The sequence below is a fragment of the Rhizobium leguminosarum genome (assembly GCF_010668065.1).
Taxonomy (GTDB): Bacteria; Pseudomonadota; Alphaproteobacteria; order Rhizobiales; family Rhizobiaceae; genus Rhizobium; species Rhizobium leguminosarum_S.
In genome coordinates, this window is record NZ_WUEN01000020.1 from 12,729 (window position 1) to 24,616 (window position 11,888).

The window sequence follows — 11,888 nt, forward strand, 5'->3', positions numbered from 1 at the left end:
AGTTGGCGCTATCCCGATCAATTCATTTCGCCCAAATCGCTCAGCGGTTTGGGCGAAATCGTAAGATTTACGGCGTCGCCGCCAAGACGGCAGGCGGCAGTCGTTGCGAAATGGCGGCCGGCAGCGCCCGCAGCACGATGCGGCGCAGCGGCATCCAGCCGGTTCCGATGATGAGCACGATCGCTCCGACGACGATCAGCGTCGTGAAGATATAGGTGTCAACCGTCGCACTCCCCTGCCGGAAAATGCCGTAGATCGCAAAACCGAGCGACAGCAGGCCTGACGTGACGAAGGCGCGCCGGTCGATGACAAGGCCGATCAGCATCAACACCGCCACGCTGATAACAATGATGGGCGTCTTGATCGACACCGCCTGGGCAACATCGAGCAAATTGCCGTCGAACGACATCAGCAGCCTTACGCTGAAGAGCAGAGCCGGTGCCGCGCCGAGGTGAAGCCAGAAGGCAATGTCGGAGCGTGTCGTCCGGCGCAACCGATCGCCGAGGTCGAAATAGAGCGCCGTCGCAAACAGCCCGAGCGCGCAAACGAGGAAGGCCACCGCGAGCAGGAGGGGATGGTTGGAGAAGAATTGCGGATCGCCGCTCGCCCATTGCATGAGGCGCAATAGCAGGGTGAGCACCAACGCAAGGGCCGAGGTGATGCAGAGCGCCAGCGACAGCGGCACGCGGTACCGGGCATAATAGAGGCCGAGAATGATCGGGAAGCCGGCGACGAACTGCGTCGCCTCCGCCCCAATATCATTGAAGGCTGATGTTCCCGGCTTGACGAAGAAGGACATCAGCAGGAATGTCCAGCAGAGCAGCGCAATCGTCAGGCTGACGGCCGGCAAAGCGAGCCGCTGGCGGCGCACCAGGATTTCCGAAAGCACGATGATCGCAGGCAGCACGGCATAAAGTGCGGCAAGCCCCCAGAGGCCGCCGAGCGCCACCACCACGCCGATGGTGATCAGCACGTCGTGGAAGCCACGCACGAAGCGTGGCGTCTCGGTATCCGACCAGGCCTGCCCCTCCGCTTCCATTGCCGGCTGTGCCTCAGCGACCCCACCCTCGATGACGGCGACCCCACGCTCCGTCAGGAACGGCAGAAGACGCCCGCCCGCCTCCGGCGAAATCAGCTCCTGGCGCACGGCCTCGTCGAGTATCGACCTTAGTTCAGTCATGCCGGTTTATCTCCCCGGAATCATTGAGCCCGCGCGGATGCTATTGTAAGCATTGTGCGCTGCATATGGCGGGAGGAGCGAATGTCGGCAGAAAAGCTTTCCTTCGAGGATTTCCAGCCCGGCCGCCGCTTCGCGCTTGGCCCGAAGCCGGTGACCACCGAGGAAATCATTGAGTTCGCAAGCGAATTCGACCCGCAACCGATGCATCTCGATGAGGCTGCCGGCCGCGCCAGCATTCTCGGCGGCCTTGCCGCCTCCGGCTGGCATACCTCTTCGATGTTCATGCGCATGATGGCCGACAGTTATGTGCTGCATTCGCTCTGCGAGGGTGCGCCGGGCGTCGATCTGATGGAATGGCGAAAGCCGGTGCTTGCCGGCGACACGCTCTCCGGCCACTCGATCGTGCTTGAAGCCCGGCCGATGCGATCGCGCCCCGGCATCGGCATCGTCAAGTTTCGCCACGAGGTGCTAAACCAGCGCGGCGAACTTGTCTGCGTCTCGGAGAATTCGGTCATGTTCGGCATGCGCGCCCGTCCCGCGGATATCGGCATAAGCCCGGAGACGTCAGCATGAGCCCGGAGGCGTCAGCATGAGAATGTCCGAGCTTTACGCGGTTGGCGAGAAGGCCGAGATCGGCAGCTACATTTTTACCGAGGAAAACATCATCCGTTTCGCGACGCGCTACGATCCGCAGCGTTTCCACGTCGACAAAGAAGCCGCCAAAGACACCCTCTTCGGCGATCTCTGCGCCTCAGGCTGGCACACCACCGCCGCGTGGATGCGGACATTCCTCGCCTTTTGGGAAAGGCAGAGCGCCGCACTCGCGCAAAAGGGGCTGACGTCGCCGAACCTCGGCCCTTCGCCAGGTTTCCAGAAACTTCAATGGCTGCGGCCGGTCTTCGTCGGCGACGTCGTCAGCTATTCCGTCGCCTTCCTCTCCAGCCGGGCGCTTGCGTCGCGGCCGGGATGGCACCTCAACACCATCCTCTGCGAGGGCGTCAATCAAAACGGCGATGCCGTTATCCGCTTTGAAAGCAGCGTGCTCGAATTCGACTGACGCTGCAGGCGGGAGGATGAGGGCTCAGTGGCCGGAGAATTCGACCAGCGTGTGCACGACGACGCCGAGCTCTTCCAGCTTCCTGCGGCCGCCAAGATCCGGCAGGTCGATGACGAAACAGGCGCCGACCACTTCCGCACCGATCTGGCGCAATAGCTTCGTCGCGCCGACCGCGGTACCGCCGGTGGCGATCAGGTCGTCGACCAGGATCACCTTCTCGCCGGGCTGGACAGCATCGCGATGCATCTCCATCTCGTCGACGCCATATTCCAGGCTGTAGGCGATGCGCACGGTCTCGTGCGGCAGCTTGCCTTTCTTGCGGATCGGTACGAAGCCTGAGGAAAGCTGGTGCGCCACCGCACCGCCGAGAATGAAGCCGCGCGCCTCCATGCCGGCAATCTTGTCGATCTTCGTGCCGGCATAGGGCTGCACGAGTTCGTCGACCGCCCGGCGGAAAGCCCGAGGGTTGCCAAGCAGCGTGGTGATGTCGCGGAAGATGATACCGGGCTTGGGATAGTCGGGAATGGAGCGGATGCTGGCTGCGAGCTCCGAAGTCGTATTGTTCATGGAAAGTCCATATTCTGCGAGGGCATGAAACTGGGCCGCACCCTATCAATTGCCAGAGGCGGAACCAACAAAAAAGGCGGCCAGAGGCCGCCTTTTGAATGTCGATCGGGAACCGCTCAATGTTCCTTATTGGCGTAGATCGAACGCTTCGTCAGGTAGATCAGCACCGTGAAGATCGCCAGGAAGATCATGACCATGAAGCCGGTGCGCTTGCGCGCCTCGAGGTGCGGCTCGGCGGCCCACATCAGGAAGGCGGAGACATCCCTCGAATACTGGTCGACCGTCGCCGGCGCGCCGTCGTCATAGGTCACCTGCCCGTCGGAGAGCGGCTTCGGCATGGCGAGGACGGCGGCCGCATTGAAATAAGGGTTATAATGTCCACCCTGCGGCACGTGGAAACCGGCCGGCGGCTCTTCATAGCCGGTCAGCAACGCGTGGATATAGTCCGGGCCGCTTTCCTGATACTGCGTGAAAATGTCGAAAACGAACTGCGGAAAGCCACGCTCGACCGCGCGGGCCTTGGCAATCAGCGAAAAGTCGGGCGGAGCCGCGCCATTGTTGGAAGCAGCCGCGGCTTCAGCATTGGGGAAAGGCGACGGGAAGTAATCGGAAGGAACTGCCTTGCGGGTAAACATCTCGCCGCTGGCGTCGGGACCGTCCTGGACCTCGTAATTCGCGGCGAAGGCCTTCACCTGCGCCTCGGAATAGCCGAGTTCGTCGAGCGTGCGGAAAGGCACGAGCTTCATCGAATGACAGGCTGCACAGACTTCCGTGTAGACCTTGAGGCCGCGCTGGAGCTGGCCCTTGTCGTAATGGCCGAACGGACCGGCGAAAGACCATTCCTCCTCCTTCGGATGCTTCAGCGGATAATGCGGCGTCTCACCTTCCGCGTGATGGGCCGGAGCTGCACCGTTGGCGGGCGTCGCCTCCTGGGCCAGCACCGCACTGCCGAGACCGGCGGCGAATGCGAACGAGAGAATGCTTGTAACAAGCGTTTTCATATTTCTATTCCCTTCCGTCGCTCGCTTATGCCTTGACCGCTGCGGTCTTGTTGCGCTTTTCGAGCACCGCTTCGGTGATCGAGTTCGGGATGCGGCGCGGTGTTTCCACCAAGCCGAGAACCGGCATCGCGACCAGGAAGAAAGCGAAGTAGAGGAGTGTGCAGATCTGCGAGATCGTGGTGAACAAGCCTTCCGCCGGCTGCGAGCCGAGCCAGCCGAGGATGATCGCGTTGATCACGAACAGCCAGTAGAACAGCTTGTACCAAGGGCGGTAGACGGCGGAACGGACCTTTGAGGTATCGAGCCAGGGCAGGAAGAAGAGCACGATGATCGCGCCGAACATCACGAGCACGCCGCCGAGCTTGGAGTCGATCGGGCCGATGTTGAAGGTGATCGAACGCAGCATCGCGTAGAACGGCAGGAAGTACCATTCCGGAACGATGTGGGCCGGCGTCTTCAACGGGTCGGCCGGGATGTAGTTGTCGGCATGGCCGAGGAAGTTCGGCATGTAGAAGACGAAATAGGCATAGACCATAAGGAAGATCGATACGCCGAGCGCATCCTTCATGGTCGCATAGGGCGTAAAGCGCACCGTGTCCGTCTTCGTCTTGACCTCGACGCCCGTCGGGTTCGTCTGGCCGACGACGTGCAGCGCCCAGATGTGCAGGACGACGACGCCGGCGATCATGAAGGGCAGCAGGTAGTGGAGCGAGAAAAAGCGGTTCAGCGTCGGCTGTTCGACTGCGAAACCGCCGAGCAGGAACTGCTGCAACCATTCGCCAATCAGGGGAAAGGCCGAGAAGAAGCCGGTGATGACGGTCGCGCCCCAGAAGGACATCTGGCCCCAGGGCAGAACGTAACCCATGAAGCCAGTCGCCATCATCAGGAGATAAATGACCACACCGAGAATCCAGAGAATTTCTCGCGGCGCCTTGTAGGAGCCGTAGTAGAGGCCGCGGGCAATGTGCAGGTAGACCGCGACGAAGAAGAAGGATGCGCCGTTGGCATGCATATAGCGCAGCAGCCAGCCCTGGTTGACGTCGCGCATGATCTTTTCAACGGAGTTGAAGGCGACCGACGATTCAGCAGCGTAATGCATGGCGAGCGTGACGCCCGTCAGGATCTGCACCACCAGCATGACGGCGAGCATGGCGCCGAAAGTATAGGCATAGTTCAGGTTACGCGGAACCGGGTAGGCGATGAAGCTGTCATAGACCATGCGCGGCAGCGGAAGGCGCGCATCGACCCATTTCTCGAGGCCGGTTGATGGCTCGTAGCTGGAATGGCCACTCATATATCAGTCTCCCCTCAACCGATCTTGATTTTGGTATCGGACACAAATGAAAAGGTCGGGATCGCCAGGTTCTCGGGCGCAGGACCTTTGCGAATGCGGCCGGCCGTGTCGTAGACCGAGCCATGGCAGGGACAGAACCAACCATTGTATTCGCCGGCCTGGCCGAGCGGGACGCAGCCGAGATGGGTGCAGGTGCCGATCATGACGATCCAGTTTTCCTTGCCCTTGCCGCCCGAACGGTCAACACCCGTTGCCTGAGCGTCGACAGGAAGGTTTGCATTGCGCGCGATCGGGTCCTTCAGATCAGCAAGCTGGACGGCGTTTGCCGCTTCCACTTCCTCGGGCGTGCGATTGCGGATGAAGATCGGCTTGCCGCGCCACTTGACTGTCAGCGACATGCCGGGCTCAAGGCTGGCAACGTCGACTTCGATGGAGGCGAGAGCAAGCGTCGAAGCGTCAGGACGCATCTGATCGATGAACGGCCAAGCGACCGCGACGGCGCCGACGGCGCCTGCCATACCAGTGGTGAGATAAAGGAAATCACGGCGAGTGGGTTCGCCCGTGCCCTCGCTTGTCGTTTCGTGTTCGCTCACGGCTAACATCCTCTGCGCAATTTTCGCGGAATTCCGCCCTACCCCTCTACCGGCGAATCTCTCTAGACACAATTCGGCCATAGATTCCCCAGCAATCCGGCGCGTTCTATGCTTGATCGCAAATTATGTCCAGCCTTGGCAAGGGGATGAGGGCACAATGTCGCGGGAAATTTCGGATGAATTTTTTAAGGCAAACACGCGCTTGCCGTTATGTTGCATTGCAACAAAAAAGCCGCCGTGATAGGCGCAGTCGCTACCACGCCATCGAGCCGGACCGGAGCGGATGAGAGACACGATTTTTTGCGTATTCAGCGTCCTTACGACGCTTGTTCTCGCCATCGTCTCCCTGCGATACGTCACCGATTTTTATCTGTTGTCCTTCTTTTACAGCTTCCAGGTTCATCTGGCGGCAGCCGGCGCGGTGGCCTCGGTCGCCGCCCTTCTCGTCAAGCGGCACTGGTATGGCCTGCTGACCCTTGTGGTATCGGTGGTTCTTGCAGTCCATGGCATCGTGATGATGCGCGAATTCGTCGAACCATCAGTCGAGGAGAGCCGCCCGGCCCTGTTCAGGCTGATGTCCTTCAATATCGAGAACGATAATTTCGCAAACGGCCCTGACATTGCCGACATGGTCATCGCCTCAGGCGCCGATGTCGTCAACATCCTGGAGGCCGAGCCGCTGCTGTCGGAACTGCCGCGGTTGTTGAAGACCTATCCCTATTATATCGGCTGCGGTGTCGTCATGGAGCAATGCGATACGCTGGTGCTGTCGAAGCGTCCGCTGATCGAACCCCGTATCCGCAATCTCGGCCTGCTCTGGCGCAACCGGCTGACGATCTCGACAATCGATTTCGATGGCCAGAAGGTCAATTTCCTCGCCGCGCACCTGACAAAACCTTATTACGACGAGTTCCACGGCCTCGAAATCTGGGATCTAGCAGAGATCATCCCTACCCTTTCGGGACCGCTCGTTCTCGCCGGTGATTTCAATACGTCGATTCTCGCGCCCGACGTGCAGTATCTCATGCGCACTCAAGGCTTGGGCACGGCATCGCTGGAGCCCGCGACATGGCCGATCCGCGCCGGCGCCTTCGGTATTCCGATCGATCATATCTTTACCCGGGCGCCGCTGCGGCTGAAATCGGTCCGCCGCATCGAAAACGGCTTCGGATCAAATCATTTTGGCCTCATGGCGGAATTCGTCGTCGACCCTTGAGCCTGCATCCTCATCCGTAGCAAGGAAGCCGCCGGACTGGCGCGCCCAAAGTTCGGCATAGAGCCCGCCGTGGCGAAGCAATTCGTCATGGCTGCCTTCCTCGATGATCCGTCCGAGGTCGACGACGATCAGCCGGTCGAGCGCGGCAATCGTCGACAGCCGATGGGCGATCGCAAGCACCGTCTTGCCTTCCATGATCTGATGGAGATTGGACTGGATCGCTTCTTCCACTTCCGAATCGAGCGCCGATGTCGCTTCGTCGAGGACGAGGATCGGGGCGTCCTTTAGCATGACGCGGGCAATGGCGATGCGCTGCCGTTGCCCGCCTGACAGTTTGACGCCGCGTTCGCCGACATGCGCATCGAAACCTCTGCGGCCCTGCTGATCCTGCAGGCGTTCGATGAAATCGATGGCTTCGGCGCGCCTGGCTGCCTCAACCAGCCCCTCCTCGCCGGCATCGGGCCGCCCGAACAGGATATTGTCGCGCACTGAACGATGCAGCAGCGAGGTGTCCTGGCTGACGACGCCGATCTGCATCCTGAGAGATTCCTGCGTCACGGCTGCAATATCCTGGCCGTCGATGAGAATACGGCCGTCCTGAATATCGTAGAGGCGCAGTAGCAGGTTCATCAGCGTCGATTTACCGGCGCCCGAACGGCCGACGATCCCGACCTTTTCGCCCGGGCGGATGGTCAGCGAGAAATTCTCCACGACCGTCTGGTGGCCCTTGCCGTAGCGGAAGGAAACATTGTCGAAGCGGACACCGGGCTGCCGGATCACCAAGGTTTTCGCATCAGCCCGATCGACGAGCCCCAGAGGCTGGGAGATCAACTCGGCGGCGTTCTGAATGGTGCCGAGATTGCGCATGATGCCGTTGAACTGCGTCATCAGCCTTCCCAGCAGGAAATTCAGCCTGAGCACCAGCGCCAGCGAAAACGCCACCGCACCCGAGCTGATGAGGCCGCGCAGCCAGAGATCGACGCAGAGCCCCGCCATCGTCACGATCATCAGGCCGGAGAGCAGCGCCATCGAGGCCCTGACACCGGTGATGAACCGCGTGAAGCGCAGCACCGTATCCTGATAGATATCGAAGCCTTGCCGCATGTAGCGGTCGGTCTCCTCGTCACGCGCAAACAGCTTCAGCGTCTGCATGTTGCTGTAGGAATCGACCATCCTGCCGTTCAGCATCGATCCGGCCTCCGCCGTTTCGCGGGAATGATGGCGGATCCGCGGGACAAAGTGGCGCGCCAGCAGGCTGAAGGCGCCAAGCCAGAACAGCACGACGGCTGCAAGGGAAAAGTCCAGCTGGGCGACGAGCACGAGCGTCGTTACGGCATAGATGCCGACGAACCAGACGCTTTCCATCAGCGAGGTGACGAGATCGCCGGTGGCCTGCCCCGCCGACCAGACCTTGGTGACGATGCGTCCGGAAAAATCGCTCTGGAAAAACGACAAGGATTGCCTGGAGACGTGGAGATAGGATTGCCAGCGTGCGAGATTGTAAAAACCCGGCGTGATCACCTGCTGGTCGACGAGCGCGATCAGGAAGGCGATGACGAAGCGCACCAGCCCGATGAGGGCGAGCATGCCGAACAATTCGCCGCCATGGGCGGCGAGAAGACCGCTCCAGCCGGCACCCGGCGTGATGCTCCCGAGGATATCGACGAGCCGCCCGACGAACCAGAAGAGCGCTGCCTCGATCGCCGCCGACGCGCCACCGAGAAAGAGCATGGCGATGAACGGCATCCTCGCCTGGCCGATATAGAACCAGATGAATCCGAGCGTCGAGCGCGGCGGCTGGAGATTGGCGCGTGGGCGGAACGGATCGATCCAGGTTTCGAACCGGCGGAGGATGGGGCTTAGGAACATAGAAGCGATATAGGCGGAATAACCGGACCGGCAAAGGGAATGAAAAGCGACCGAAACCTTATATTTTGGTAATTAATGGTAACATCGGCGGCATACCCATTGAATGCCCCCGAACCGGTCACAATCTCACGTTACGATCGCGCTTTACCGGAGACCACTTCCATGGAAACGAAAATGCTCGATGTGCATATTCCGCTTCCGCTTGCAGAAAGGCTGGATGCCCTGGCATTCGCCCTGGGGTTGCCGCGCGACGAGATCGTCGCCGAGGCCATTGCCACCTGGATCGATCAGGAGGAGCACCGCCGCCTCGTCGCGTTGCGCACGATCGCGGCCGCCAACACCATGGTGGTCGTCGAGCATCACCGCGTGATCGACTGGGCCGACAGTTTGTGAGCGGAAAAACAATCTCCGCATGGTCGTCGGCGGGCGTCAATCCTCGCCAAGAATGCCAATAACATCCCGGCGGCCGTGCAGAACGCGCAAGATCGTAACTGCTTCACTCTCAACGATATAATAAGTCGAATATCCTCGAAACCTGAAACAGGCCATGATCTAACGCCCGTCAAATGCGAATTGACGAAGGTTTTAGGCGTGCCGGAATGAGGATAGTCGAGAAGGCGTGTGAAAGACTGCTCGGTCGCATGCAGGAACCGCAGACCGAGCTCCTCTCCGCCATGCTCCGCAAGATAGGCAAGTTGCAACAGAATATCGTTGCGAGCGGCCGGCTTGACTGTAAGCCTCACGGCGACTTCTTTTTGCTCTGTGCGGCTAGCAACTGCGCGGCATCTTTTCTCAGATCGCTCCAGAATGCCGGCGTTGCCTCCACGGCATCACCCGATGCCAGGCCCTCGAGCAGCAAAGCCTCGAGCCGCGCCTCGTTTTCGCGCGCCTGCGCATCACGAACGAGGCCGCGGAAATATTCGCTGACATTGCCATAGCCCTTGCTGGCCATCTGACTTTCGACAAAAGCCTTGAGGCTGTCTGGCAATGAAATCGTCACGGTCGCCATAGGCGATATCCTTGTTGAGACCAGGAAATGTAGCACAGCTTCTTAATTGTTCTCAACAGTTAAGCAGGCTCCCCGCTTTCGCGGGGAGGGCCTCATTTCATCTTATTCCGCCGCCACTTCCGCTTCGTCGGCGTGATCGGAGAGGAAGCCGCCGGACTGGCGGTTCCAGAGGTCGGCATAGATACCGCCTGCTTCGATCAGTTCGCTGTGCGAGCCGGCCTCGATGATCCGGCCCTTGTCGAGCACGATCAGCCGGTCCATCTCCGTCAGCGTCGACAGCCGGTGGGCGATGGCGATCACCGTCTTGCCCTCCATCAAGGCGAAGAGGTTTTCCTGGATCGCCGCCTCGACTTCCGAGTCGAGCGCCGAGGTTGCCTCGTCGAGCACCAGGATCGGCGCGTCCTTCAGGAAGACGCGGGCGATCGCGACGCGCTGCCGCTGGCCGCCTGACAGTTTGACGCCGCGTTCGCCGACCTGCGCATCGAGCCCCGCGCGGCCCTGCATGTCGACGAGGCCTTCGATGAACTCCCAGGCATTGGCGCGTTTGGCGGCTTCGATCACCTCGTCGTCCGTTGCTTCGGGACGACCATAGGCGATGTTGTCGCGGATCGAGCGATGCAGCAGCGAGGTGTCCTGCGTCACCACGCCGATCAGCGAACGCAGGCTTTCCTGCGAGACACCGGCGATATCCTGCCCGTCGATGGTGATGCGGCCGTCCTCAAGATCATAAAAGCGCAGCAGCAGGTTCATCAGCGTCGTCTTGCCGGCACCGGAGCGCCCGACCAGACCGACCTTCTCGCCTGCCTTGATGTCGAGCGACAGGTTGTCGATGACGCCCTTGCTCTTGCCGTAGTGGAAGCGGATGCGGTCGTAGTGGATCGCGCCCTTCTTCGCCGTCAGGGTGGGTGCGTCCGGCTTGTCGACGATGTCGTGCTGTTTGCTCATCATCTCCATGCCGTCATAGACCGTGCCGATATTCTCGAACAGCGCCGAGACTTCCCACATGATCCATTGCGACATGCCGTTGACGCGCATAGCAAGACCGATAGCGATGGCGATGGCGCCGACCGAGATGGCCCCGTTCAGCCAGAACCAGATCGACAGGCCCGAGATGACGAAGAGCGCAACGCAGTTGTTCACGTAGACGAAGATGTGGAAGAGCGTCACCTTGCGCATCTGCTTGTGCACGGTCTGCAGGAACTCGTCCATGCCCTCCTTGGCATAGACCTCCTCGCGGCCCGCATGCGAAAACAGCTTAACCGTCGCGATATTCGTATAGCTGTCGACGACGCGGCCCGTCATCATCGAACGCGCATCCGCCTGCGCCGCCGCGATCTTGCGAAGCCGCGGCACGAAATAGGCGACGATGCTGATATAGACCGCGAGCCAGACGAGGATCGGGATCATCAGCCGCCAGTCCGCCGCCGCAATCACGATGATCATCGTCAGGAAGTAGGTGACGACATAGACAAAGACGTCGAGGATCTTCATCACCGTTTCGCGTACGGCCAGCGAGGTCTGCATGACCTTGGTGGCGACACGCCCGGCAAACTCGTTGGCGAAGAACGACATGCTGTGACGCAGCAGGAAGCGGTGCATCTGCCAGCGTGCGATCATCGGATAATTGCCGAGCATCATCTGGTGCATGATGAGCGAATCGAGCCCAGCGACCACAGGCAGGCCGACCAGCACCAGCGCCGCCATCCAGAAAAGCTTGTGGCCTTCTCTCTCCAGGAATGTGGCGCGGTCGGCATTGGTCAGCCAGTCGACGATGTCGCCGAGGAACTGGAAGAGCGCCACTTCGCCGATAGCGATCAGCGCGGTCAGCACGGCCATCAGGCCAAGCCAAGGCGCCGCCGGCTTGCTGTAATGCCAGCAAAAGGCAAAGAGACCTTTCGGCGGGACTACAGGGTCCTCGCTTGGAAAGGGATTGAGTCGCTGTTCGAACCAGCCAAACATGAAATTGCTCCGAAACGTCAGCGTTCCGGCTCCCGGCTTCGCGCCATCCCAGCGCTATGCAAGCACATATGGGAACCGAACGTTCAAGGGGCGAGGCTGAGACAGCCGCACAATGGATCAAAAAAGGAAATTCAGGGAAGAAA

At 60.5% G+C, this 11,888-nt stretch carries 12 protein-coding genes; 4 read left to right on the plus strand and 8 right to left on the minus strand.

Annotated features, from left to right (window positions below):
* Window positions 1-67: 67 nt before the first annotated feature.
* Entirely contained in the window at window positions 68-1,180 is a 1,113-nt protein-coding gene (locus tag GR198_RS32430; RefSeq protein ID WP_029873285.1) for a hypothetical protein, read from the minus strand.
* A gap of 81 nt (window positions 1,181-1,261) precedes the next feature.
* On the opposite strand from GR198_RS32430, the gene GR198_RS32435 reads away from it, so the two are divergent.
* Both GR198_RS32435 and GR198_RS32440 read left to right on the plus strand, forming a co-directional pair.
* Window positions 1,262-1,753: a MaoC family dehydratase gene (locus GR198_RS32435; RefSeq protein ID WP_029873284.1), complete on the plus strand. Its 492-nt coding sequence runs from the start codon at window positions 1,262-1,264 to the stop codon at window positions 1,751-1,753.
* A 16-nt stretch (window positions 1,754-1,769) separates the two neighbouring features.
* Complete coding sequence (locus GR198_RS32440; RefSeq protein WP_029873283.1) at window positions 1,770-2,237, plus strand: MaoC family dehydratase; 468 nt, start codon at window positions 1,770-1,772, stop codon at window positions 2,235-2,237.
* A gap of 24 nt (window positions 2,238-2,261) precedes the next feature.
* On the opposite strand, the gene GR198_RS32445 is transcribed toward GR198_RS32440, so the two are convergent.
* The 4 genes from GR198_RS32445 to petA all read right to left on the minus strand — a co-directional run bounded on the left by GR198_RS32445 (window position 2,262) and on the right by petA (window position 5,692).
* On the minus strand, window positions 2,262-2,804 hold the full coding sequence (locus GR198_RS32445; RefSeq protein WP_003541749.1) for an adenine phosphoribosyltransferase: 543 nt from the start codon (window positions 2,802-2,804) through the stop codon (window positions 2,262-2,264).
* 116 nt (window positions 2,805-2,920) lie between these two features.
* Window positions 2,921-3,805, minus strand: coding sequence for a cytochrome c1 (locus GR198_RS32450; RefSeq protein ID WP_003541750.1), 885 nt, complete (start codon window positions 3,803-3,805; stop codon window positions 2,921-2,923).
* 25 nt (window positions 3,806-3,830) lie between these two features.
* Window positions 3,831-5,099, minus strand: coding sequence for a cytochrome b (locus GR198_RS32455; RefSeq protein WP_003541751.1), 1,269 nt, complete (start codon window positions 5,097-5,099; stop codon window positions 3,831-3,833).
* A 14-nt stretch (window positions 5,100-5,113) separates the two neighbouring features.
* Complete coding sequence (petA, locus tag GR198_RS32460) at window positions 5,114-5,692, minus strand: ubiquinol-cytochrome c reductase iron-sulfur subunit (protein WP_003541752.1); 579 nt, start codon at window positions 5,690-5,692, stop codon at window positions 5,114-5,116.
* A gap of 283 nt (window positions 5,693-5,975) precedes the next feature.
* Here petA and GR198_RS32465 point away from each other — a divergent pair, with 283 nt between their 5' ends.
* On the plus strand, window positions 5,976-6,908 hold the full coding sequence (locus GR198_RS32465) for an endonuclease/exonuclease/phosphatase family protein (RefSeq protein WP_029873282.1): 933 nt from the start codon (window positions 5,976-5,978) through the stop codon (window positions 6,906-6,908).
* Here the strand turns inward: GR198_RS32465 and GR198_RS32470 are convergent.
* Entirely contained in the window at window positions 6,864-8,777 is a 1,914-nt protein-coding gene (locus tag GR198_RS32470) for an ABC transporter ATP-binding protein (RefSeq protein ID WP_164070315.1), read from the minus strand. The genes GR198_RS32465 and GR198_RS32470 overlap by 45 nt on opposite strands.
* 162 nt (window positions 8,778-8,939) lie before the next feature.
* Here GR198_RS32470 and GR198_RS32475 point away from each other — a divergent pair, with 162 nt between their 5' ends.
* Window positions 8,940-9,170, plus strand: a complete 231-nt coding sequence (locus GR198_RS32475) for a CopG family ribbon-helix-helix protein (protein ID WP_026159969.1) — start codon at window positions 8,940-8,942, stop codon at window positions 9,168-9,170.
* 346 nt (window positions 9,171-9,516) lie between these two features.
* Here the strand turns inward: GR198_RS32475 and GR198_RS32480 are convergent, their stop codons facing one another.
* Window positions 9,517-9,786 (minus strand): ribbon-helix-helix domain-containing protein, encoded by a 270-nt coding sequence (locus tag GR198_RS32480; RefSeq protein ID WP_003541771.1) that lies wholly within the window; start codon window positions 9,784-9,786, stop codon window positions 9,517-9,519.
* Between the two features lie 102 nt (window positions 9,787-9,888).
* Window positions 9,889-11,745 (minus strand): ABC transporter ATP-binding protein, encoded by a 1,857-nt coding sequence (locus GR198_RS32485; protein ID WP_029873280.1) that lies wholly within the window; start codon window positions 11,743-11,745, stop codon window positions 9,889-9,891.
* Window positions 11,746-11,888: the final 143 nt, after the last annotated feature.

Coding starts and splice junctions, on each gene's coding strand:
- GR198_RS32430 (WP_029873285.1), bottom strand. CDS start 1,180: ATGACTGAACTAAGGTCGATACTCGACGAGGCCGTGCGCCAGGAGCTG.
- GR198_RS32435 (WP_029873284.1), top strand. CDS start 1,262: ATGTCGGCAGAAAAGCTTTCCTTCGAGGATTTCCAGCCCGGCCGCCGC.
- GR198_RS32440 (WP_029873283.1), top strand. CDS start 1,770: ATGAGAATGTCCGAGCTTTACGCGGTTGGCGAGAAGGCCGAGATCGGC.
- GR198_RS32445 (WP_003541749.1), bottom strand. CDS start 2,804: ATGAACAATACGACTTCGGAGCTCGCAGCCAGCATCCGCTCCATTCCC.
- GR198_RS32450 (WP_003541750.1), bottom strand. CDS start 3,805: ATGAAAACGCTTGTTACAAGCATTCTCTCGTTCGCATTCGCCGCCGGT.
- GR198_RS32455 (WP_003541751.1), bottom strand. CDS start 5,099: ATGAGTGGCCATTCCAGCTACGAGCCATCAACCGGCCTCGAGAAATGG.
- GR198_RS32465 (WP_029873282.1), top strand. CDS start 5,976: ATGAGAGACACGATTTTTTGCGTATTCAGCGTCCTTACGACGCTTGTT.
- GR198_RS32470 (WP_164070315.1), bottom strand. CDS start 8,777: ATGTTCCTAAGCCCCATCCTCCGCCGGTTCGAAACCTGGATCGATCCG.
- GR198_RS32475 (WP_026159969.1), top strand. CDS start 8,940: ATGGAAACGAAAATGCTCGATGTGCATATTCCGCTTCCGCTTGCAGAA.
- GR198_RS32480 (WP_003541771.1), bottom strand. CDS start 9,786: ATGGCGACCGTGACGATTTCATTGCCAGACAGCCTCAAGGCTTTTGTC.
- GR198_RS32485 (WP_029873280.1), bottom strand. CDS start 11,745: ATGTTTGGCTGGTTCGAACAGCGACTCAATCCCTTTCCAAGCGAGGAC.